Origin of the sequence: Pseudonocardia sp., assembly GCF_025965585.1 — a bacterium.
Lineage (GTDB): Bacteria > Actinomycetota > Actinomycetes > Mycobacteriales > Pseudonocardiaceae > Pseudonocardia.
This window is the reverse complement of the sequence record NZ_JAOPWR010000372.1, coordinates 1-22274: the sequence shown is the minus strand read 5'-3', so window position 1 is coordinate 22274 and position 22274 is coordinate 1. Positions and strand designations below refer to the sequence as shown.

The 22274-nt window shown below is 69.3% G+C and carries 22 protein-coding genes; 5 read left to right on the top strand and 17 right to left on the bottom strand.

Annotation, left to right across the window (positions count from 1 at the left end; translation table 11 throughout):
• Positions 1-19: 19 nt before the first annotated feature.
• The 10 genes from JWR81_RS22860 to JWR81_RS22815 all read right to left on the bottom strand — a co-directional run bounded on the left by JWR81_RS22860 (position 20) and on the right by JWR81_RS22815 (position 9354).
• Entirely contained in the window at positions 20-1129 is a 1110-nt protein-coding gene (locus JWR81_RS22860) for an MCE family protein (protein ID WP_297656736.1), read from the bottom strand.
• 298 nt (positions 1130-1427) lie between these two features.
• Entirely contained in the window at positions 1428-2285 is an 858-nt protein-coding gene (locus tag JWR81_RS22855; protein ID WP_297656730.1) for an ABC transporter ATP-binding protein, read from the bottom strand.
• A 23-nt stretch (positions 2286-2308) separates the two neighbouring features.
• Positions 2309-3166, bottom strand: a complete 858-nt coding sequence (locus JWR81_RS22850; RefSeq protein WP_297656727.1) for an ABC transporter permease — start codon at positions 3164-3166, stop codon at positions 2309-2311.
• 13 nt (positions 3167-3179) lie between these two features.
• Positions 3180-4049, bottom strand: a complete 870-nt coding sequence (locus tag JWR81_RS22845; RefSeq protein WP_297656724.1) for an ABC transporter permease — start codon at positions 4047-4049, stop codon at positions 3180-3182.
• Between the two features lie 118 nt (positions 4050-4167).
• A complete protein-coding gene (locus tag JWR81_RS22840; protein ID WP_297656722.1) occupies positions 4168-4584 on the bottom strand; it encodes a hypothetical protein in 417 nt (138 codons plus the stop codon).
• Complete coding sequence (locus tag JWR81_RS22835) at positions 4581-4988, bottom strand: hypothetical protein (protein ID WP_297656712.1); 408 nt, start codon at positions 4986-4988, stop codon at positions 4581-4583. The genes JWR81_RS22840 and JWR81_RS22835 overlap by 4 nt, the downstream gene beginning before the upstream one ends.
• Before the next feature lie 161 nt (positions 4989-5149).
• Positions 5150-6268: an NDMA-dependent alcohol dehydrogenase gene (locus JWR81_RS22830; protein ID WP_297656705.1), complete on the bottom strand. Its 1119-nt coding sequence runs from the start codon at positions 6266-6268 to the stop codon at positions 5150-5152.
• A gap of 72 nt (positions 6269-6340) precedes the next feature.
• Positions 6341-7573, bottom strand: a complete 1233-nt coding sequence (locus tag JWR81_RS22825) for an FAD-dependent oxidoreductase (protein ID WP_297656702.1) — start codon at positions 7571-7573, stop codon at positions 6341-6343.
• Positions 7574-7578: 5 nt separating this feature from the next.
• Entirely contained in the window at positions 7579-7899 is a 321-nt protein-coding gene (locus JWR81_RS22820) for a 2Fe-2S iron-sulfur cluster-binding protein (RefSeq protein ID WP_297656699.1), read from the bottom strand.
• A gap of 123 nt (positions 7900-8022) precedes the next feature.
• Positions 8023-9354, bottom strand: a complete 1332-nt coding sequence (locus JWR81_RS22815; RefSeq protein ID WP_297656696.1) for a cytochrome P450 — start codon at positions 9352-9354, stop codon at positions 8023-8025.
• Positions 9355-9668: 314 nt separating this feature from the next.
• Here JWR81_RS22815 and JWR81_RS22810 point away from each other — a divergent pair, with 314 nt between their 5' ends.
• From JWR81_RS22810 to JWR81_RS22800, 3 genes are all read left to right on the top strand, one after another.
• Positions 9669-10859 (top strand): LuxR C-terminal-related transcriptional regulator, encoded by a 1191-nt coding sequence (locus tag JWR81_RS22810; RefSeq protein WP_297656693.1) that lies wholly within the window; start codon positions 9669-9671, stop codon positions 10857-10859.
• Positions 10860-11218: 359 nt separating this feature from the next.
• Entirely contained in the window at positions 11219-12130 is a 912-nt protein-coding gene (locus tag JWR81_RS22805) for a response regulator transcription factor (RefSeq protein ID WP_297656690.1), read from the top strand.
• Positions 12127-12942, top strand: coding sequence for a LuxR family transcriptional regulator (locus tag JWR81_RS22800; RefSeq protein ID WP_297656687.1), 816 nt, complete (start codon positions 12127-12129; stop codon positions 12940-12942). Before JWR81_RS22805 ends, JWR81_RS22800 begins: the two co-directional genes overlap by 4 nt.
• A gap of 10 nt (positions 12943-12952) precedes the next feature.
• Here the strand turns inward: JWR81_RS22800 and JWR81_RS22795 are convergent, their stop codons facing one another.
• A complete protein-coding gene (locus tag JWR81_RS22795) occupies positions 12953-14533 on the bottom strand; it encodes a long-chain fatty acid--CoA ligase (protein ID WP_297656685.1) in 1581 nt (526 codons plus the stop codon).
• Positions 14534-14704: 171 nt separating this feature from the next.
• Between JWR81_RS22795 and JWR81_RS22790 the strand changes: the two genes are divergently transcribed.
• Positions 14705-15142 (top strand): nuclear transport factor 2 family protein, encoded by a 438-nt coding sequence (locus JWR81_RS22790; protein WP_297656682.1) that lies wholly within the window; start codon positions 14705-14707, stop codon positions 15140-15142.
• Positions 15143-15162: 20 nt separating this feature from the next.
• A complete protein-coding gene (locus JWR81_RS22785) occupies positions 15163-16629 on the top strand; it encodes an FAD-dependent monooxygenase (protein ID WP_297656679.1) in 1467 nt (488 codons plus the stop codon).
• 121 nt (positions 16630-16750) lie between these two features.
• On the opposite strand, the gene JWR81_RS22780 is transcribed toward JWR81_RS22785, so the two are convergent.
• The 6 genes from JWR81_RS22780 to JWR81_RS22755 form a co-directional block, all read right to left on the bottom strand.
• Positions 16751-18403 carry an AMP-binding protein gene (locus tag JWR81_RS22780; protein WP_297656677.1) on the bottom strand — a complete coding sequence of 551 codons (1653 nt, stop codon included), beginning with the start codon at positions 18401-18403 and terminating at the stop codon, positions 16751-16753.
• Entirely contained in the window at positions 18400-19155 is a 756-nt protein-coding gene (locus tag JWR81_RS22775; protein WP_297656675.1) for an SDR family oxidoreductase, read from the bottom strand. The genes JWR81_RS22780 and JWR81_RS22775 overlap by 4 nt, the downstream gene beginning before the upstream one ends.
• A 23-nt stretch (positions 19156-19178) precedes the next feature.
• Positions 19179-20102 carry a hydroxymethylglutaryl-CoA lyase gene (locus tag JWR81_RS22770; RefSeq protein ID WP_297656672.1) on the bottom strand — a complete coding sequence of 308 codons (924 nt, stop codon included), beginning with the start codon at positions 20100-20102 and terminating at the stop codon, positions 19179-19181.
• A 43-nt stretch (positions 20103-20145) separates the two neighbouring features.
• Positions 20146-21315 (bottom strand): thiolase family protein, encoded by a 1170-nt coding sequence (locus JWR81_RS22765; protein WP_297656670.1) that lies wholly within the window; start codon positions 21313-21315, stop codon positions 20146-20148.
• On the bottom strand, positions 21315-22079 hold the full coding sequence (locus tag JWR81_RS22760) for an SDR family NAD(P)-dependent oxidoreductase (RefSeq protein WP_297656667.1): 765 nt from the start codon (positions 22077-22079) through the stop codon (positions 21315-21317). Before JWR81_RS22760 ends, JWR81_RS22765 begins: the two co-directional genes overlap by 1 nt.
• Positions 22080-22086: 7 nt before the next feature.
• Positions 22087-22274: acyl-CoA dehydrogenase family protein (locus JWR81_RS22755; protein ID WP_297656664.1), on the bottom strand; the 188-nt coding region annotated here is incomplete at its 5' end.

Below are 22274 nucleotides of genomic sequence, written 5' to 3'. Positions count from 1 at the left end.
GCACGGGTCGTCGGGCCGCTCACCGCAGACCGTCCCCGAAGGCGTCGGTCCACGGCTGCCCGTCGATGGCACCGGGAAGCGGATAGGGGTCGTAGGTGACCCCCGGCGGAGTGACGCTGGGCATCTCGGTCACGCTGGTCGAACCTTCCTGGAAGTAGACGCGCGCGTAGTTGCCGCTGCCGTCGTAGTTCGCCATCGACGACCCCCAGTGCGACGCCCACGCGACCGCCTCGGGCATGAGGGGGCGGAGCACCGCGGCCGGCTGGCTCAGGTTCGCCACCGTCGTGGTGAGTCCGGGGACGGTGCCGTGGGCGACATCGAGCAGGCCGGGGGTGCGATCGAGCAGGTCCTGGGCGGCGGCCAGAGTGGGTCGCAGATCCGCTGTCAGCGGGCGGAGGTCCTGCAGCAGCGGCCGCAGGTTCTGCGCGACCGGCCCGAGCTTCGCGGTCGCCGGACGTAGGTCGTCGAGCAGCGGCGCCGCCTGGTCGACGGCTTCAGGAACCAGGTCCAGCGTGGACTTAGCCTGCAGCAGCGTGGGGGGGAGCTTCCCCAGCGTGTCCCGGAGCTGCGCCTGTCTGCTCGCGGCCTGCGACGAGAACTGGGACAGCTGGTCGATGATGGTCCGCACCTGCACATCCCGGTCGGACAGCGTGCCCATCATGCCGTTGAGCCGGACGACCAGGTTGTGGATCGCGGGCCCGTCGGTGCCGAGAGCCTGGAGCACCCGTCCGAGCGACGAGATCGCCGGACCGGCCGTCTGCAGCGTCGCGTTCAGGTTCTGCTCGTTGCCGGTCAGTGTTCCGTCGAGCCTGCCGACCAGGGAGCGGAGCTTGTCCCGCGTCGGCGCGTCGAGCGCATCGAGCACGTCGTCGACCTCGGTCGCCTTCGGCATCGCCCCGACGAGCATCCCGCCGTTCGGGATCAGGGCGTTGCCGGAAGGGCCGTCGGTGATCTGAATCTGGCGCTCGCTCAGCACCGCCTTCCACCCGATCGACACCGCCGCTCCGTCGTGCAGCGGGGCGGCGTCACCGTCGAGGGACAACGTCAGGTACGCCTGCCCGTTGCGGACCTCGATCCCGGAGACCGTCCCCGCCTCGAATCCGTTCATGAGCAAGGCGCCGCCGTTCACGACGTTCACCGCGGAGGGAAGGACGACATGAACCTGGTAGGGGGCCGTCCATCCGACCGCGACGACGGTACCCAGGACCAGTAGTCCGGATACGGCGGCGACGGCTATCAGGCGGATTGGTTTCACGCTCGGGCAACGATTACGGAGCTCTTCAGGAGACGCCGCACGGTGCAAATTCACCCGAATGGACAACATCTTCAGAGATTTATTCTCCGGACCGGAAGCAGGAGACACCGGTAGCCGCCCCGCATTGTGCGGAACGGCTTTCGGAGTACATCGATTCAGTTGTCGACGGCGCTCATTCCATACCGAGCGGTCCCGCCGAGTCGCCGGCTAGGAACTGACGCACGAAGGGATCGTCGGATGCGAATGCTTCGTCGGCCTCCCCGTAGTGCACGACCTTGCCCTTCCAGATCAGACCGACGTAGTCACTGACCTTGCGAGCCGTCCGAATATCGTGTGTGACCAGCAGGTATGTGCCTCCGTGCTCGGCGTGCATCTGGAGGATGAGGTCGTTCAGGAGACTCGTGCGGACGGGATCCAGGCCCGAGTCGGGCTCGTCGAAGAAGACGATCTCCGGGTTCAGCACCATCGCGCGAGCAAACCCAGCACGCTTTCGCATACCGCCGGAAACCTCGTTCGGGAACTTGTGGAGCGAACGCTCCAGACCGACCTCCGTACACCGCGCCATCACGATCTCACGGATCTCCTCCTCCGATTTGTCCGTGTGCTTGCGGAGCGGGAACGCCGTGTTGTCGAAGATGTTCATCGAACCGAACAGCGCACCGTCCTGAAAGAGCACTCCCATGCGCTTGCGAATGTCGTATCGCTGATTCTCAGACAGTTTCCAGATGTCCTGACCGAAGACGGTGACCTCGCCGGCGTCGGGCTCCAGCAGACCGACGAGATGTTTGATCAGAACGCTCTTGCCGGTACCCGACGGACCGAGCACCGTGGTGATCGCGTCGTCGGCGAACTGCAGATCGAGTCCCTGGAGCACCTTGAAGCTGCCGAACGCCTTGTGGACGCCGGAGACCTCCATCGTGTGCGGCTTGGTGTCGACGACGGCGTGGGCACCACTGGTGCTCGTCCGAGGGATCACGGTGGTGGGCGAATCGTCGTACGAGCTGAGGGGGTAGGACGGGCGTGCAGTCATCGCTTGCTCCTCGGCGGGTGGGGTCAGTTGGCGATCGGCGCGTTCGGGTTGAGACCCCAGAACAGCTGCGTTCCCAGCACACCGAGCACGTGGATGAGGACCATGTTGATCATCATGGACTTCGCGGTGTTCCTGCCGACCCCGACCGGTCCGCCACTCGCGTTGAAGCCGAAGTAGCAGGCGACGAACACGATCGTCGTCCCGAAGGACATCACCTTGATCATCGAGTAGAGGAAGTCGAGGGGGTTCTGGTAGAGCCAGAAGATGTAGAGGTAGCCGCCGGGTGAGACACCGCCGAGCTGGACGACCGTCACCAGGTACATGGTGACGTACATGATCCCGAGGCCGACGGTGTAGAGGAACGGGATGGCGAGCCACGCGGCGATGACACGGGTGCCGACCAGGAAACTCCTGGACTTGATGCCCATGACCTCCATGGCGTCGATCTCGTCGGCGATCCGCATCGAGCCGAGCTCGGCGACCAGCCCACAGCCGACCTTGGCCGCAAAGATGTATCCCCACATGTACGGAGCCATCTCGCGGATGGAGCAGTACGCGTTGAAGATGCCCGAGTAGAGCGGCGCTCCGATCTGCTTGAGTGTGTAGCTCGCCTCCAGGCCGCAGACGGTGCCCATCACGCCCTGCATCACCCAGATGATCAGACCGCTGGACAGGATCAGGATGGCGGTCTGGTGCAGCACCTCGCTGCTGTAGTGCCGTACGTCCCGGAATCCGCGGACGACCTGTCCGGCGAACCGGAAGATCTCCCCGGCGGCGGCGACGCCATCGCGCAGTTGCGTACCGAGGGACGGCCTCGGGGCCGCAGACGGCACCTCGGGCGCCGTCGTCGCGCCGCCCGGGTTCGGTTCGGTAATGGTCATCAGCTCTCCCCGGTCATCGGTACACCTGGATCTCGGGGTAGAGCCCGAGCAGGATCGTGGTGAAGACGAAGTTGAAGCTCCAGATCGCCGCGAAGGAGATGACGACCGCCTGGTTCACCGCGCGGCCGACGCCGATCGGGCCGCCCCCGGCGCGGAAGCCCTTGTAGCAGCACACCACCCCGATGATCAGCCCGAAGAGCGTCGTCTTCAGAACGCTGCCCCAGAGGTCGATCGTCGTTGCGTTGGAGAAGAAGTTCTGTTCGAACGCCGCGGAGCCAGCACCGAGCTGCATGGCCGCGAGATACCCTCCGAAAACGCCGAACGTGAGCGCGACGAGGTCCATCAGGCCGGTCATGATGGTGACCGCGATGACCCGCGGAAGGATCAGGGCACGGACCGGATCGATGCCCAGCACCTCCATGGCGTCGATCTCCTCCCGGATCCTGCGGGCGCCGAGGTCGGCTGTCATCGCTGTGCCGACCACGCCGGCCACGACCATCGCGTTGATCCAGGGTGCGAACTCACGAACGCTCGCCATGACGAAGAAGGAACCCAGCCGTTCCGGGATCCCGAACAGGATGAAGAGGTTGCCCGCCTGAAGTCCGGGCGCACCGAAGCCGAAGGCCACGCATGCCACGGCCATCGGGAACCAGCAGAGCTTCACGACCTCGAAGAGCTGGTCGCGGACATCCCCCCAGTACCCGCGCGGGTGTCGAACGGCGCTGTAGGCGACGGTCGCCAGTAGCTCGGCCATTTCCCCGGCCTGCTGCAACGTCCCGCGCAGACCGGACCCCACCGAGCGGAGCCGGCCGCCCACTGTCCGGCGCGGTATCTCCAGAATTCCTGGGGCTCCGGCAGACCCGCTGTCGGTCGCGGTGGTCATCGAACTCCTTGTGATCGATCGGGGAGAGTCGGGCGGAGGTGGACGTCGCCAACGCCGAGCGTGTTCCTACAGTCATGGACAGTGGCCTGCGCCACATCCGCACCTGAGATCGTCCGAGTCATCCCTGCGGGGTACGCGACCTGGCCTGACCGGCCAGCCAGCCCGCCGCACCGCCGACGACGACGGCCACGGCCGCAGTGCCCGCGACCTGTCCGGCATCGATGCCGTGCGCGGCGAACACCACGAGGGGCAGCACGAAGAGGTAGCCGAAGACCGCGGTGGCCGCGCCGTGCGCGATCGGAAGGCCTGCGTCACCGATCCTGCACCCGGCAACGGCGAAGGCGAGGACGGCGACGATGATCAGCCAGACCGCCCCCACCGGGGGCGCGACCGTACCGACCACCGGTTGGGCCAGGCCTCCGACGACCAGGATGCTGAACGCGGTCGAGGCGCCGCGAGCCGTCTGCGCCCAGTCGATCCAGCCCAGGACCGGTTCGGGGACGTTGCGCCTGCGGGTGCTCCGTTCGGCGGTCACGGCGCGAGGTACCGGTGTGCGCGCGGGGCGAGCAGTGGCAGGGAACCGGCCACGAAGAAGCCCATCGCCAGGACGACCTCCCACCGGGCCGCCACACCGAGCGCGATGACGGCGGTGAAGCCGAGCGCGAACAGCACGTACCGGCTCCAGCCCTGGCCGATCGCGAGGAGCGCCGCGACGAGGAGAACCGCGATGCCGAGCAGAATCCACAGGACTCCCCCGCCGTGCTGGGCCGTACTCACGACCGTGTCCGCACCCAGCGATCCGGAGATCTTGTCGACCTGCTCCGTATCCGCATCCGAACCGGTGAAACCGATCCCCGACGAGATCAGCAGGGCGCCCAGGGCCATCCAGACGACCGCGGCCAGGCCGATCTGCCAGGGGTAGGCGTCTCGGCCGGTCACGACAGGGCGCTCGGGATCGGGCCGGCGCCTTCGACGCCGCCCGCCGGCTCCCGACGACGGTCCGGCACTCATGGCGGAGAACTTCTGCATGGTCGACACCTCCTGCGGGTCACGTCACGACGTACGGTCACCCGCGATCGGGCGACGGCGAACCGGGTCGATCAGAAGCGGATGACGCCGCGGATGTTCGTGCCCGCGTGCATGTCCTCGTAGCCACGAGAGATGTCGTCGAGCCCGTACTCGGTGGTGATCAGCTCGTCGAGCCTGAGCATCCCGCTCTGGTAGAGGCCGAGCAGCCTGGGGATGTCTGCGTTCGGGCTGGACGACCCGAACAGCGACCCCTTGATCTTCTTCTCGAAGAGCACCAGTTCGAGAAGCGGTACGGGGATACCCACCTCGGTGACGTTGCCGAGTGCGGTGACCACGACCGTGCCCTGCTTGCGGACCGACGCGAAAGCCTGCGCCACGTGCTCGCCGTGGATCACTCCGACCGTCACGATCGCGACATCCGCACCCTGGCCGTTGGTGAAGCTCTGGGCGAGTTCGGTGGCCGCGTCGATGGACGGCACGGAGTGCGTGGCGCCCAGCGCCTCGGCGGTCTCCCGCTTGAACGCCACGGGGTCCACCGCGATCACCTGCGCGGCTCCCGCGTGCACCGCACCCTGCACCGCCATCGATCCGATGCCACCGACACCCATGATGATCACCGTGTCGCCGGGCTTGACCTCACCGGTGTTCACAGCCGAACCCCATCCGGTGCCCGCGGCGCAGCCGAGCAGGCACGCCCGCTCCAGTGGTGTGTCCGCCGGCACCTTGATCGCCGAGTCCACCGAGACGGTCGTGTACTCGGAGAACGTCGAGATCCCCAGCGCTTGCGCGACCGGCGTGCCGTCGTCGAGCTTCAGACGGAAACTCGTCGGGTCGTCCCAGCGGGAACCCACGAGCGCGAGCGCGCCCAGGTCACACAGGTTCTGGTGGCCGGTGGAGCACCACCGACACTTGCCGCAGGCCGGCAGGAACGAGAAGACGACCTTGTCGCCCGGCACGAAGCCCGTCGTGTGGGGACCCACCGACTCGACGATGCCGGCGCCCTCGTGTCCCCCGCACACCGGGTACAACGCGACCGGCAGGTCACCGGTGGCCATGTGGTCATCGGAGTGGCACAGCCCCGAGGCGACCATCTTCACACGGATCTCGTTCTGGCGGGGATCGTCGACCTCGAGGTCGACGATCTCGAACTTGCCTGGAGCGTGGCGGAGAACAGCGCCGCGACTTCTCATTCGGAACTCCTGGGTGGGTCGGGTGTGCAGTGAGGCTTGTGGATCGGTGCTCGGGGGGATCAGCGCCGGAGATCAGACCTCGGCGTCGCGCAGGGCGACACCGGGATCCGCGAGCCGCTTCGGGTCCACGCGGCTGCCGGAGCCGATCCAGCGCTTTCCGGCCATGAACTCCGGCGAGGCGTTGGCGGACTCGACAGCCACCACCACGTCGTCGTGCAGGTGGAACAGGGCGAAGCGCCCGGAGGCCGGTGTGCCGCGAAGCACGATCTCAGAGCCCGGTCGGACGATTCCCGCGATCTTCAGCTTGAGATCGAACTGGTCGGACCAGAACCACGGGGTCTCAGGCGGGGGCGGCTCGGTAGCGAGGATCGCGGCGACCGCCTGCCGCGCCTGCTCGGTAGCGCTGGGGATGCTCTCCAGCCGTCGGGTGGCGGCCAGGCCCGGCAACGGCCGAGAGGTCACGTCGCCGATGGCGAGGATCGAGGGCACGCTCGTGCGGCAGACTCCGTCGACGAGCACGCCACCGCCGGGTGCCACGTCCAAGCCGGCCTCGACAGCCAGGTCGTCGTTGGGCACGGCACCCACGCCGACGAGCACCGCGTCGCAGTCGATTCTCGCCCCGCCTGCCAGCACGGTTCGGGACACGCACCCCGCACCCTCGAATCCGGTCACGTGTACGCCGGTGCGGATCGACGTTCCTTCGGTGGTGTGCCGGTCGCTCATGATCGCGGACAGGTCGGCACTCGCCACGCGGGCCAGGACGCGCTCCTCCCGCTCGAGAACTGTCGCCTCACCGCCTCGCGCACGCACGACGGCGGCGACCTCCAGACCGATGTAGCCGCCGCCGACGATCACCAGGCGCCGTCCGTCGGCGACCCACTTCCGCAGCACGCGGGCGTCCTCGAGCGTCCGGAGGTGGCCGACACCCGACAGTTCGATCCCGGGGACGGGCAACGGGCGGGAGCGTGCGCCGGTAGCAAGCACGAGCACGTCATAGGGGTGTTCGTCGCCGGATGACGTGGCGATGTGCTGCCGTGGCACGTCGATCGTCAGGACCCGTTCGCCGAGACGGAGCGTGATGTCCTGCTCGCCGTAGAACTCCGGTGGTCGCAGCCACTGCTCCAGGTTGCCGTCGGAGAACTTCTTGGAGAGCGGCGGCCGCTGGTAGGGGTGGTCGAGCTCGTCCCCCATCATCACGATCTCCCCGACGTGGCCGGCCTGCCTGAGCAGGCCGGCCAGCGTGATTGCAGCGTGACCGGCACCCACGACGACCACCCGGGAGCGGGCGGCTGACTCCGTCGGCATGCGGGTCATCCGTTGCTGTCGGGGACCGTCAAGCGCACACCGTCGCAGCCGGCGCGGACGATCAGCTGGCAGGACAGCCGCGAGTGCGGAGATCGGTCCTCGGCGTATTCGAGGAGGTCCCGTTCCTCGTCGCTCGCCTCGTCGAAGAGGTCGGCGAACTCCTCGTCGAGGTGGACGTGGCACGTCGCGCAGGAGCAGCTACCGCCGCACTCGGCGACGATCCCGGGCAGGTTGTTGCGTACCGAGCCGTCCATCACGCTCTGCCCGGCGGGGACGTCGACGACGTGTGTCGATCCGTCGGGGACGACATAGGTGACCATGGGCATGGGAGCTCCGAAGGGGTTCGGGGACGAGGGAACGATGAGGTGTCGCGCCGCCGAGAGGTCGCGGGAACGGGCCCGGCCACTATCACCCCGGCGAGGTTGACGCGACCCCCGCCGGAGCGTGGGTCAGGTCAGCTCGAGCCGCACCGGCAGGTTCTGCAGGCCGCCGACGAAGTTGGTCTGCAGCACCTTGCGCGGCCCGGTGACATCGACCGAGCGGATCCGCGGCAGCAGCTCCTCGAACATGATCCGCATCTCGAGCTTCGCCAGGTGCTGCCCGATGCACATGTGTGGCCCGTAACCGAACGCGATGTGCTTGTTGGGCTTGCGGGTGCTGTCGAAAGTGTCGGGCTCGTCGAACACGTCCACGTCCCGGTTGCCCGACTGGTAGAGCATCATCAACCGGTCGCCCTTCTTGATCTCCCGGCCGCGCAGCACGTAGTCCTGCGTCGCCCGCCGCATGAAGTGCTTGACCGGCGAGACCCAGCGCAGGCCCTCGTTGACCAGGTCCGGGATCCGCGCCGGGTCCTTCTGGATCGCGGCGAGCTGGTCGGGGTGCTGGGCCAGCGCCTCGATCGTGCCGGCCAGGGTGCTCGACGTCGTGTCGTGTCCGGCGGTCGCGATCGCGACGAACCAGCCGTAGGCGAACGTCTTGGGGAAGTACTCACCGTTCTCGTCCTTCGCCACCGCGATGATCGTCGCGAGGTCGTCGCGCGGCTCCGCCCGGCGCGCCTCGACCAGCGTGTCGAAGTAGGCGTAGAAGTCCGCGATCGCCGCCGCCCACTGCTGTGCCGCGGCCTCCGGAGTGAGCGGCTCGACGTCGGCGCGGGCGGTGTCCGGGTCCGCGGTTCCGAAGAACTCCTGGGTAAGCGCCATCATCCGGGGTTCGTCCTCCTCCGGGACCCCGAAGAGGCTCATCACCACATGCAGCGGGTAGAAGACGCTGAACTGCTTGACGAAGTCGATGTCGTTCGCGCCGCTGTGCAGGAACTTGCCGATCGCCTCCTGAGCCAGCCCGCGGATCCGGTCCTCCCACTTCTTCAGGTTCGCCGGCCGGAACCAGTCGTTGGCCACATCCTTGACCGTCGAGTGCTCCGGCGGGTCGAGGTAGGGCAGCGCGTCGAGGATGCGCAGACTGCCGCCGGTCAGGCTCTGGGTGAACGCGTCACCTGCCTGATTCCCGAGGATCGGGTTGTGCGAGCCGGGCTCGTCCGCTCCACCGTTGGTGAAGAGATGCGGCTGGCGCTCGATCTCCATCAGGTCGGCGTGCTTGGTGACGAGCCACAGCGGGTCGTAGCCCTCGACGGTCACCTGGGCGAGCGGGTTGTGCTCCCGCAGCCAGGAGTAGGCCTCGAACAACCGCACCTCGTCGCGGTGGCCCTCGGGAAGGACGATCTGCCGCACCACGTTGTCCGGGACGGGTACGACTCGATCGACGGATTCCTGGATGGTGGTCACGACATGTTCCTCCGGGCCGTCGGGGTCGCAACGGTGCGACCGGTGGGACTCTCGGGGCCCAATGATCCGACCGGCGGAGGGAGCACACATCATCCGTGGGGAGAAGGTTCCTCATCCCCACGGCTACTCCGCCGGAGGTGTAGCCGTCTGGCTCATAGATTGGTCTGATAATTATCATGGTTGCACCGTCGACCGGGGTGATGTCCCGTTGGCCCCCGCCCCACCTATGATCTGAGTCACTGACGGACCGGACCGCATCGAGCCGCTCACCGTGGTTTGCGGGGTGACGTCACCGTGCTCGAGGAGGAGATGCGATGAACACGCCCACCGGCACACCGCACGGCCCGGCCGAACCGCCGCTCCTACGAGCGACCGGCTCCGTCGCCGACGAGGTCCGAAACGCATGCACCGTTCTCCAGCTCGCCGAGTCCCTGACGGCCGTGGACTGTGTACCCGCCGCCCGGTTCGACGCGGGCTCCGCCACGATCCTGTCCGCACTCGACATCGCGAGCGCCGCGCTGGTCGAGAGCCTTGCCGACCCGACCTTGCACGTGGAGAAGCGGGCTCGACTCTGCACGGTTCTGGCCCGTGTCGGCAGGTGCCGCACCGCGGTCGGTGAGGCGGAGACCGCCCGGCGAGGGGCCGCGGCGCCCTCGGTGACCGGAGTCCTCGACCGGCTGCGATCCGCCACCAGAGTCGGCGACATCCTCACCAGGGCACCCGCGGAGGTCGCGAGAGTCGGCTACGGACGGTGCCTCGTGTCGCGGATCGACGACGGGTGCTGGGTCGCCGACGCCGCACACGTCGACGGCGACTCCGCGCTGGCCGAGGCGATCATCGCCGCGGGCAGTGCCTCACCACGGTGGATCGACAGCGGGCTGCTGGAGTCCGAACTCGTCCGCAGGCGATCCCCGATGCTGGTATCGGACCCACAGAACAACCCACGGGTCCATCGTGAGCTGGTCGAGGTCACAGGCACCAAGGCCTACATCGCCGCGCCGTTCGTCGTCGGACGTGCCGTGGTCGGGTTCGTGCACGCCGACACCGGTCTGCAGACCGGCTCGGTGGACGGGTTCGACCGGGACGTGCTCGGCATGATCACCGAATGTCTCGGGTTCGCCCTCGAGCGGGCCGTCTACCACCAACGCCTGCAGTCGATCAGGCAGACCGTGAGCGCCTACAGCGCCTCGGTCACCGACATGGTCGACGAGCTGCTCGACTCCGAGATGGACCACACACCCGGACGGGCCACGATACCGACGGGCCTCGGTTCCGAGGTCGTTCCGACCGTCCCGGTCAGGCCGGGCCGGGAAGCCGTGATCGAGGTGCTGACGGCTCGCGAACGCGAGGTCATCGAGCGGATGGCGGACGGCGACACGAACGCGCGGATAGCCTCGTCCCTATTCATCAGCGAGGCCACGGTGAAGGCCCACGTGAAGCACATACTGCGCAAGCTCGGGGCGGCCAACCGCGCAGCAGCGGTGAGCCACTACTTCCGCGGCTGACCGACGCCGGGCCGCGACCAGAAGGGGTGGGGAAATCTCTCTCGCGCGTTCGCTCGGCGACCATCTCGCCGTCTGCGACGGCCGTATCGTCTCCTACGGTTCCGCGGCCGAACTGCAGTCCGGGGTCGAGACCGGCGAAATGTTCGGCCGCCGCTTCCGGCTCAGGGACTTCATAGGTCCGCCGGCGTTGGAGGACGCGCGCCGCGCCCTCGACCGGAGCGGCCCACGCGAACGTTCATCATCGACCAACGCACCGCCCCGCTCGTGGTCGTGGTCGTGGTCGTGGTCGTGGTCGTGGTGATCATGGCTGTCGTCCTCGCCGCCCTGATCGTGTCCGGGCATCTGACGAGCGGGCCGCGATGACACGGCGTGTCGAGGAACCGCTGGCGGCCAGGGATCCGTTCGTCGAGTGCCGGGCTCGGATCCGCGACGCCCTGGGGCGTCTCGATGCGGCCGGGTCGACCCTGCTTGTCCGGGCTTCAGCGCCGCGCGAGCTGGCCGAGGCGTGCGGGTTCACCCGGGCGATGCTCTCCGCGGTCCGCGGGTCGCGCTGGGTACCGCTGCAGCTGCACACCCGCGACGATCTGGATGCCGCGGCGCCGGCATTCCGGGCCTATGTCGACAGCGATACGGAGATCCCGCTCGCCAACATGTTGGCCGAGACCGACATGGTTCGGCGTCGGACAGCGGTGCTCGTCGACGAGTCCCTCATCCGTAGCCGGGCGTTCCAGCCGATCATCGAGGTCGCCCGGAGCCCCGGATACGTCGCCGCGCCCATCCTTGTCGGAGGGCGCACCATCGGTTTCATGCACGCCGACCGGGTGGGGCAGGAACGCCGGGTCGACGACGACGACCGGCGGCACATCCAGGCCTTCACCGGCGAGCTGGCGGTCGTCTACCAGCGGGTGGAGTGGAGCGAGCGGGTGGCTGAGCGGGGAAGGCGCGCCGCGGGCGAGCTGGAGCGGGCCGTCGAGGCACTCACCCTGCTCGGCTCGGCGACCCCCGGTCTCCCGATCGCCGTGGACGGGCCGGATCTTGCGCGCCCGGACGCCGAAGCGGCCATCCACGTGGATGCCTTCCTCAGCGTGCGGGAGCGGGAGATTCTCGGCCACGTCGCCGACGGTGCCACCAACCGGGTCATCGCGCAGCGGTTGTCCCTGTCGGAGGAGACCGTGAAGACCCACATGCGCAGCGTGCTGCGCAAACTCCGGGTCACCACGCGGGGCGCCGCGGTGGCCAGGTACCTCGCCATCAGGAAGGGCGTCAGGTGAACGAGGCTGGCAGCGTGCCGTCCGGCCGGCCGCACTGGGACACCCTGGATGCGGTGCTGGCAGATCTGCGGGCATGCCGCGATGTCGATGAGCTCGTCAGCTGTGCAGGGGCGCTGGCCGTCGCGGGATGCGATGCCGACGCCGCCGCGCTCGGGCAGGTCACGAACGATGTGTGGGTGCCCTGGCTAAGGGCGGGAGAGGTCGAGCTTCTCGAAGCCGACGACGCTCTCCCTTCGGGCCCGGTGAACGTGGAGGACGCCGCTGCTGTGGAACAGCAGGTGATCCGTTCCGGACGGTCGGGCATGCGGGATCCGGCCCCCGACGGACGCAGGTTCGTCGTCGCGGCCGTCACCTCCTCCGGCCGGATCGTCGGCCTGCTACACGTGGTGGGGGCCGAGGATATCGCCCCTGAGATCGTCGAGGCGTACGCGAGCGCGCTCGGCTCCATGTTCGCCTTCCTCGGTATGCGGCAGCGGGCGCAGGAGCAGCAGCACGTTCTGGCCCGGCTGCTCAACGGACTCGCCGATTTCACGGAGCGCCCACTCGAGCTGGTCGACAGTCCACTCGTCCTGTGGAGCACAACGACCGCTCCGGGCCCCGGGACGACCTCGTCAGATCTGAACGGACGGCTCACGGCGCGGCAGCGCGAAGTCCGGGATCTCATGGTGAAGGGGCTGTCGAACGCCGAGATCGCGGAGCGGCTCGTGCTGGCCGTGCCGACGGTGAAGAGCCATGTGCGCGCGGTGCTGCGGGTCAGCGGTGCCGTCAATCGGTCCGACGCCGTGGCCCGCTTCGCCCGCAGCAGGCGGTGAGCCGCGCGTGCTATCTGTACAGCCTACGTAGCTCGGTCTTGAGGACCTTTCCCGTGGCGTTGCGGGGAAGGGCGTCGAGGATCTCGAGTTGCAGCGGCAGCTTGTAGCGGCCGATACGCCGCGCGGCGTACTCCCGGAGCTGTTCGAGATCCACCGTGGCATGGGGCGCCGTGACGACGACCGCGCAGACCCGCTCGCCCCACCGGGGGTCGGGCGTGCCGATGACCGCGACCTCAGCAACGGCGGGGTGGTCGAACAGCGCCTCTTCGACCTCGGCGGGGTAGACGTTCTCACCGCCGGTGATGATCATGTCCTTGATCCGGTCGGCGATGAAGACGAAGCCTTCCTCGTCGAGATGGCCGCCGTCTCCGGTGCGCAGCCACTGGCCGTTGAAAGCCGAATTCGTCGCGTCGGGGTCCCGGAAGTATCCGGGTGTCACGCTCGGGCCGCGGACCTCGATCTCGCCGTCGATACCCGGCGGCACCGGTGTACCAGTTGCGTCGACGACGCGGAGATCGCACAACAACAGCGGTCGCCCCGCTGAGCCGATCTTCCGCAGCGCGTTCTCCGCCGTGAGGAAGGAGGCGACCGGCGCGGCCTCGGTCAGACCGTAACCCTGGGCCAGCTCGACGTGGCGATCCTGGAAGCGACGGATCAAGCCCACGGGGACCGGTGCACCACCGGTGATGATCAGCCGCAGGGTCGATAGATCCGCGACCTCGAACCCGGGCAGCGCCGAGAGCGCTTCGCACATCACCGGGACGCCGAACATCGTCGTGACCCGCTCGCGCTCTAGGTCGTCGAGCACCGCTTGTGCCTCGAAGCCCTGGTGGATCACCAGCCGACCGCCCTTGATCCACGTCGCGATCGTCGTCACGTTCAGTGCCCCGATGTGGAACATGGGCGCGCAGACCATGGAGACGTCGTCGTAGGCGATGTCGAGAGCCAGCACCACGCCGATGTTGTGCCACCACAGGTTCCCATGGGTCAGCACGGCGCCTTTGGAACGTCCGGTCGTCCCCGACGTGTACATGATCAGCGCCGGGTCGTCGGGCTGCACCGGCACGCGCTCGGTCAGGCAGCTCGTGGCGGCGATCAGCTCCTCGCCCTCCTCCCAGCCCGGCACGGGCTCGCCCGAGGCGACGCGGATGAACCTGCGCGCCGGCAGCTGGTCGCGGACTCCGTCGATCGCCGCGGTCTGCAGCTGGTCGGCCAGGACGGTGTGGACGTCGGAGTGGGTGATCGCGTAGGCGAGCTCAGGGCCCGCGAGACGGAAGTTCAAGGGGACGAGAACAGCGCCCAGGCTGGCCGCCGCGAACAGCGACTCCAGGATCGCCGGGTCGTTCAGGCCGAGATACGCGACGCGGTCGCCCTTGCCCACTCCGCCCCGCCGCAACACCTCGGCCAGGCGCCGGACCCGGTCGTAGACCTCGGAGAACGTGCGCGTCACCCCGTGGAAGGTGACGGCAGGGCGTTCCGCCGAAACACGTGCCCGGCGTTCCAGCAACGCCGCCAAGTCGATCTCGGCCGGGACGGAGCCGGTCGGCGCCGCGATCACGTCGCTGTCGATCGCAGAAGTCTGGGTGCTCATGTCGCGTGAGCGAAGCAGGGGCCCACAGCGCGGACAACCCTTCTCCGCCTTCTCAGGGATGAAGTTCCCTCATCGGGATGTGGCGCGACCCAGGTGGGGGTGTGACGGTGACCAGACACACAGGATCCAGCGCTCACAGCTGGGATCGTCGCCGAAGGAAAGGTGTAGTACATGTCGCTCAGCCTGACCACGAGCACGCTGGAGGGTTATCCGGGGCGCTACCTCGCCGCGTGGAACCAGCGGGACGTCGCGACCGCTCTGGCGGTCGTGCATCCCAAGGTCCACTGGGTGGATCCACTGCTCCCCGAGCCGCTGGCCGACCACGATGGTGCGGCCGCCTTCTTCACGGGTGCCTGGCAGGGATTCCCGGACCTCACCTTCGAGCCCGTGGGCAGGCCGCTCGTCGACGCCGCCGCCGGCCGCGTCGCGTCGGAGTGGCGGATGACCGGAACACACACCGGCGAGTTCCCGCCCGGCGCACCGATCAGCGGCAACGCGTTCGAGGTCTTCGGCACCGACGTCTGGGAAGTGGACGCGGAAGGTCAGGCGACCTCGGTGCACGCCTACTACGACTCACTCGTCCTGCTCCGCGCCATCGGCCTGGCCTGAATCCCCGAGAGAGGACGCTGATGAGCACGGAGATCGAGAAGGCGGACGTCGTCATCGTGGGAGCCCGCTGCGCGGGCACCGCGGCGGCCGTGCCGCTGGTGCGCGCCGGACACAAGGTCATCGTCGTCGACAAGGGCAAGTTCCCCTCAGACACGCTCTCGACGCATGTGCTGGTCCCGAACGGGGTGCAGGAACTCCAGTTCATGGGTGCCCTGCCGAGGATCCTCGCCCTCGGGCCGTCGAAGAGCCGCTATCTGTCGGTGCACGACGGCGACCTGGAGATCAAGGAACGGTTCACACCGTTCTCCGGAATCGACTACGCGTTGTGCATCCCTCGCGACCAGCAGGACGCCGTCCTGGTCGAGACCGCCCGGGAGGCCGGGGCCGAGGTCCGCGAGCGCACCATGGTCGACCAGGTCGTCTGGCGGGACGGACGCGCGGTGGGAGTGCGCTGCCGGAGCGGCGACACCGAATACGAGATCCACGCCGCACTCGTGGTGGGGGCCGACGGTCGACGCTCCCGCATCGCCGGGGAAGTCGACGCCTGGACTCCCTACCGGGCATCGAGGAACGGGCGGGGCTTCGCGTTCCGCTACCTGGACGACCCCCTCGGCGCCGACGCCCCGGACGCACTCGAGATCTTCCGCGCAGGCAGCGACCAGGTACTCGTCCTGCCGTCCTGCCCCGCAGGTCGAACCCTCGTCGTGAACATGACCGACGCCGCGACCATCCCGGACTTCCGACGCGAGCCGGACGCGCACTGGCAGCGGATGCTCGATCGCAACCCGGCGCTCAACGCCCGGGTCGGGGCCGCCACGAACCTCAGCAAGCTGCGCAGCACCGACGACCTCTCCGCCTACTACCGGCGTTCCTCCGGCCCCGGCTGGGCGCTGGCCGGCGATGCCGGCCACTTCAAGGACCCGGTCACCGGCAACGGCATGCGCGACGCCCTCAAGTTCGGACGCCTGCTCGGCGAGGCGGCCGCCACCACCCTGTCCGACCCCGGGACACTCGACGCCGCACTGCGTGACTGGGAGGCAGCCCGCGACGCGGACACCATTTCCACCTACCACTGGGGCAACCGCGAGTCCCGGCCCGGCACGACCAGCCCCCTGGTGCGGGAGGTCCTGCGTACCTTCGTCGGCGGGGACCGGCCGAACCTGTCCGACACGTTCAACCGCGTCCGCCCCGTCGAGTCGGTCATCAGCCCGAGCCGCCTGGTCACCGGGCTGGCTCGCGCGCTACGCGCACCCGGCGCCGACCGGCGCGCGATCCTGCGGGAGCTGCGAACCGAACTGCCGATGGAGATCTCGCTGCGGCGTCACCGGTTGCTCGACGGCTTCCGCTCCACCCGCCCGACCGCCACCGAACGCGAGGGGTGGAGCGTCGGACCGGCTCCGAAGCCCCCGTCCCGCCGACCCGCCACCGAGCCCGCGCCCGTCATGACGGGTGGAGCGCAATCCCACGCGACGAACGCCGCGGTATGACCGGCGAGGGATCGGCGAGCTGACGAGACCGACAGACACCGGAAGGCCGTCCCGAGGTTCCCACGAACCTCGGGACGGCCTTCCGTACCTTGCGCTGACCTTGCGGCGAGGCCGAACCGGGTCAGGCCTGACCGCGCGCGAGCTCGCCCTGACCGAGTTCACGCAGGCGGAACTTCTGCACCTTGCCCGTGGCGGTCGTCGGCAGCTCGTCGACGAGCACGAGCCGCTCGGGCAGCTTGTGCGGCGCGATGCGGCGCTCGGTGCGCAGGTAGGCCGTCAGGTCCTCCAGCGTCGGCGTCGTACCCCCGGCCGGGACGACGATGGCCGCGGCCCGCTCCCCGAGCCGGTCGTCGGGGTAGGCCACCAGCGCGGCCGCCGCGACGTCCGGGTGCGAGACGAGGTGCCCCTCCACCTCGCCGGCGCTGATGTTGGTGCCGCCGCGGATGATGATGTCCTTGAGCCGGCCGGTTACCCGCACATACCCGTCGGCGTCGGCCCGGCCGAGGTCGCCCATGTGGTGCCAGCCCTCGCCGTCGATCACCGCGGCGCTGCGCTCGGGCTCGCGCCAGTAGCCCAGGGTCGCGCCCGGGCCCCAGTAGCAGATCTCGCCCTCCTCGCCGGGCGCCGCCTCATCGCCGTCGGGGTCCACGATCTTGATCCGGACGCCGTCGAGCGCGGGTGAGCCGTCGGAGCTCGACATGCGCTCCGGCGAGTCCTCGAGGTGGCAGCACGTGGCCGCCATGACCTCAGACGCGCCGTAGAGCGGCACGAGGTTCCCGTTCGTGAACACTCCCGCGAACTCGTGGGCGAGTGCCTCGGGGATGGGCGCGCCGGCGCACAGCCAGAACCGCATCGACGAGACGTCCGGGTGCCCGCCGCGGGACGCGTCCAACGCCATCCGGACGAACGGGGTCGCGGTGGCCGTCGCGGTGCAGCGGTAGTCGGCGATCCGGCGCAGGCCCTCGTTCGGCTCCCAGACGTCGAGCAGGTGGGTCTGGGCGCCGACAGCGAGCGGCACCAGCAACCCGACCAGCAGGCCCGTGGCGTGGGCGACCGGGGACGGCATGAACATGACGTCCTCGGATGTCATCCGGAACACGTCGTTCGCGAGACCACGACCGGAGAAGTCCAGCGTGTTCCAGGTGTGCACACAGCCCTTGGCGGTGGACTCGGTGCCGGAGGTGTAGACGATCAGGTGCGGGGCGTCGGGGTCCGGGTGCGGGCCGAGCTCGGGCACATCCGTACCAGCGCAGGCCTCGTCGAACGACAGCTCACCGTCGTGGGCGTCGGCGCGCGCGATCAGCAGCGTGCGCAGCTCGGGGCACTCGGCGCGCAGCCCGCGGAACATCTCCGCATGGTCGAACGACCGGAACCGCCCGGTGGTGATCGCGGCGACGGCACCGGAGTTGCGCAGCACATGCGCCACCTCGGTGTGCCGGTACACCGTCATGATCGGCACCGTCACCGCGCCGATGCGGGCGATCGCCAGATAGGACACCGCGAACTCGGCCCAGTTGGGCAGCTGCACGGCCACCCGGTCCCCCGGCCGCACACCGAGCTCGCGCAGCCGCGCGCCCAGCCGGTAGGCCCGGGCACGCGTCGTGGCCCAGTCCAGCTCCACCGTGCCGTCGGAGACGAACCGCCGCTCCGGATGCTCCTTCGCCCACCGGTCGAGCAGTGCGGCGGCCGAGCCGTCCTGCCACCACCCGCGCTCCCGGAAGTCCTGGACCGACGCGGCCCCGAAGCGGGCCTCGGCGGTGAGTTCCGCACTCACGCCATCGTCAGGCCGCCACTGACGGACAGCGTCTGACCGGTGATGTAACCGGTGGCGTCGGAGGCGAAGAACGCGACGGCCGCGGCGATGTCGGCGGGCTCGGCCAGGCGGCGCATCGGTACGCCCCGCGTCATCCCGGCCAGCACCTTCGCGCCGTCACCGGACTTCTCCGCGAAGGCCCGCAGCATCGGGGTGTCGGTCGGACCGGGGCACACGGTGTTGGCCGTGACGCCCTTGCCGGCGACCTCACGGGCCAGGGTCTTGGTGAACGCGATGGTGCCGCCCTTCGCCCCGGAGTAGACGGCCTCCAGCGACGAACCGACGCGCCCGGCGTCGGAGCCGATGTTGATCACACGCCCGAAACCGCGCTCCGACATGCCGGGCACCACTGCGTGGCAGACGCGCAACATGCCCTTGAAGTTGACGTCCAGGACGCGGTCCCAGAACTCCTCGGTGGTGTCGACGAACTTCATGAAGTCGTCCCAGCCCGCGTTGTTCACTGCGATCTCGATCGGGCCGAGCTCGGCGGTGACGGTCTTGACCGCCGCCTGCACCGACGCCGTGTCCGTGACGTCGGCCTGCACGGCCAGCGCGGTGCCGCCGGCCGCGGTGATCGACTCGGCCGTCGCCTGTGCGGTGTCGAGATTGAGGTCGACCACGGCGACCGCGAAGCCCTGGGCCCCCAGCGTGGTGGAGATGCCCTGGCCGATGCCCTGGGCCCCGCCCGTGATGAATGCCGTTCTGCTGCTCATGTGAAGTCCTTCCGAAGAGATGGTCAGACCGACTGCAGGTGCCAGTCGATCTGGCCGGCGACGAGGGAGTGGCTGGTGAGGGTGCGGCCGAGAACGGTCTGCGCCCGGCGCGCCGCGTCGATCACGGCGGGCAGGTCGAGGCCGGTGCCGACGCCCATTTCGTGGAACATGCCCACGAGGTCCTCAGTGGCGATGTTCCCGGTGGACCCGGCGGGGACCGGGCAGCCGCCGAGCTCCCCGAAGCTCGACTCGAAGCTCGAGCATCCCACCTCGAGGGCGGCGTAGGCGTTGGCCAGGCCCTGGCCCCGGGTGTTGTGGAAGTGGGCCGTGACCTCGACGCCCGGGAGCCGATCGAGTGCCGCGGCGAAGAACTCGCCCGCGTATCCGGGGTTCGCCATCCCGGTGGTGTCGCCGAACCCGACCTCGGTCGCACCGGCCTCGGCGAAGCGCTCCGCGAGGTCGAGGACGCGGGTCAGGGGGACGCGACCTTCGTACGGACATCCGAAGGACGTGGCGATGACGGCGGCGCAGCCGAGCCCCTCGCCGCGGATCCGCGTCGCCATGACGTCGTTGTCCGCCATGGTCTCGGCGACGGTGCGGTTGACGTTCTTCCCGTTGTGGGTCTCCGACGCGCTGACGAAGATCGCCGCGTCGTGGAAGGTCTCCCGCACGGCCAGCGCGTTGTCGAGGCCCTTGCTGTTGGGGACCAGCACCATCAGCCGGACGTCATCGGGAACGTCGATCCGGCGGAGGACCTCGACGCCGTCGGCCAGCTGCGGGATGACGTCCGGCCGCACGAAGCTGGCCACCTCGATCCGGGTGAAGCCGGCCCGGCCGAGAGCGTCGATCAGCTCGACCTTGTGGTCGGTGGAGATGTGCTCGGGCTCGTTCTGGAACCCGTCGCGGGGCCCGACCTCGCGGATGCGGACCGTGCTCGGTCTGGTCATGTGTTCTCCTGATGAGAGGGCCTGGAGGAGGTCGTCCCGAGCATCAGCTCACCCGCTGCAGCAGGGTGCCGGTGCCCAGTCCGCCGCCGCAGCACATGGTGACGAGCCCGAACTCGACGTCGCGGCGCTCCATCTCGGCCACGGTCGTCGCGATCAGGCGGGCCCCGGTGGCGCCGACCGGGTGGCCGAGCGCGATCGCCCCGCCGTTGACGTTGACGCGGTCGGGATCCGGCTTGAGCTCGCGCTCCCACGCCAGGACCACGGAGCTGAAGGCCTCGTTGACCTCGAACAGGTCGATGTCGCCGACGGACATCCCGTTGCGTTCGAGGAGCTTGTGGGTGGCCGGGATCGGGCCGGTCAGCATGATCACGGGGTCGACGCCGACCGTGGTGTGGTCGACGATCCGGGCGCGGGCGCGGAGCCCGTACTCGTCGACGGCGGTGCCCGAGGCGAGCAGGACACCCGCGGCGCCGTCGGAGATGGGCGAGGAGCTGCCGGCGGTGATCCGGCCGTTCTCCTTGCGGAACGCCGTGCGCAGGCCGGCGAGCGCGGCGAGGTCCGTGCCCGGCCGCACGGTCTGGTCGCTCGTGCGGCTCCCGCCGTCGAGGCCCCACGGGATGATCTCGGCATCGAGGCGCCCGGCCGTGATCGCCTCGGCGGCGAGCCGGTGTGAGCGGACGGCGAACTCGTCCATCTCCTCGCGGGAGAGGTCCCAGCGCTCCGCGATCAGCTCCGCGCTCTCGCCCTGGGGAACGAAGTCGTAGCGCTCCCACATGCGAGCGGTCCACGGGTCGCCGTAGAGCTCGGAGATCTTCACCGGGGAGTTCATCGGCACGTGGCCCATGTGCTCCACGCCGCCGGCCAGCACCACGTCGTGCACGCCCGACGCGATCAGCGCGGACGCCATCTCGATGGCGGTCTGGGCGGAGCCGCAGCGGCGGTCGAGCACCGTGGCGGGCACCTCGGGCGGGTAGCCCTCCTGCAGCCAGGCGTTGCGGGCGATGTTGCGGGACTGCTCGCCGAACGGCGCGGTGCAGCCGATCACGATGTCCTCGACCACGCCCGGCGCGATGCCGGAGCGGCCGAGCAGCTCACGGTAGACGGCGCCGAGCAGGTCGTTGGGGTGGGTGTCGCGGAACCAGCCCTTCTCGGGGTGCGACCGCCCGAACGGCGTGCGGGCCGCCTCGACGACGAACACCTCGTTCCCGAGCATCAGATGACCGTCCCACCGTCGACCGGCAGCACCTGGCCGGTGACGTAGGAGGCCGCGTCGGAGGCGAAGTAGACGAAGCTCGCCGCGATCTCCGCGGGCTCGGCCCACCGCCCCAGCGGGATGCGCTCCAGGGTCTTCGCGGCGAGCTTCTCGTTGCTGCGGATGCCGCTGGTCATCGGCGTGGCCGCGAGCGGCGCCAGGGCGTTGACGGTGATCTGCCGCCGCGCCAGCTCGCGGGCCAGCGACTTGGTCAGCCCGATGATCCCGGCTTTGGCCGCGCCGTAGTTGGCCTGGCCGATCGTGCCGGTGAGGCCCGCGGCGGAGGTGACGTTGATGATCCGGCCGGTGCCGTCGTCCGGCAGGAACGGCAGAGCCGCCTGCGAGCACGTGAACGAGCCCATCAGGTGGATCTCGACGACCAGCCGGAAGGTGTCCTCGGACATCTTCGGGAACATCGCCGGGGCGATCGCGCCCGCGTTGTTGACCAGGATGTTGAGCGTGCCGCCGCCGAGCCGCGCGGCGTGGGCCGCGGCGGCGTCGGCCACGGCCCGGTCGCGGACGTCGAGCTCGTGGCTCTCGGCCGTGCCGCCCGCGGCGACGATCTGCTTCGCGACGGCCTCCGCCGCGGAGCCGTCGAGGTCGGTGACCAGCACGGCCGCTCCGGCGTCGGCGAACGCGGTGGCGACAGCGGCACCGATCCCGCTGCCTGCCCCGGTGAGCAGCGCGGTGCGGCCGTCGAGCGAGAAGGCGTTCACTAGTGGCATCCCCATTTCAGTAGCTCCGGGGCAGGCCCAGCACGTGGGAGCCCAGGTAGTTCAGCACCATCTCCTGGGACAGCGGCGCGATCTTCAGCAGCCGGGCCTCGCGGAAGTAGCGGGCCACGTTGTACTCCTCGGAGTAGCCCATCCCGCCGTGCGTCTGCAGGGCGCGGTCGGCGGCCTCGAAGCCGGCGTCGGCGC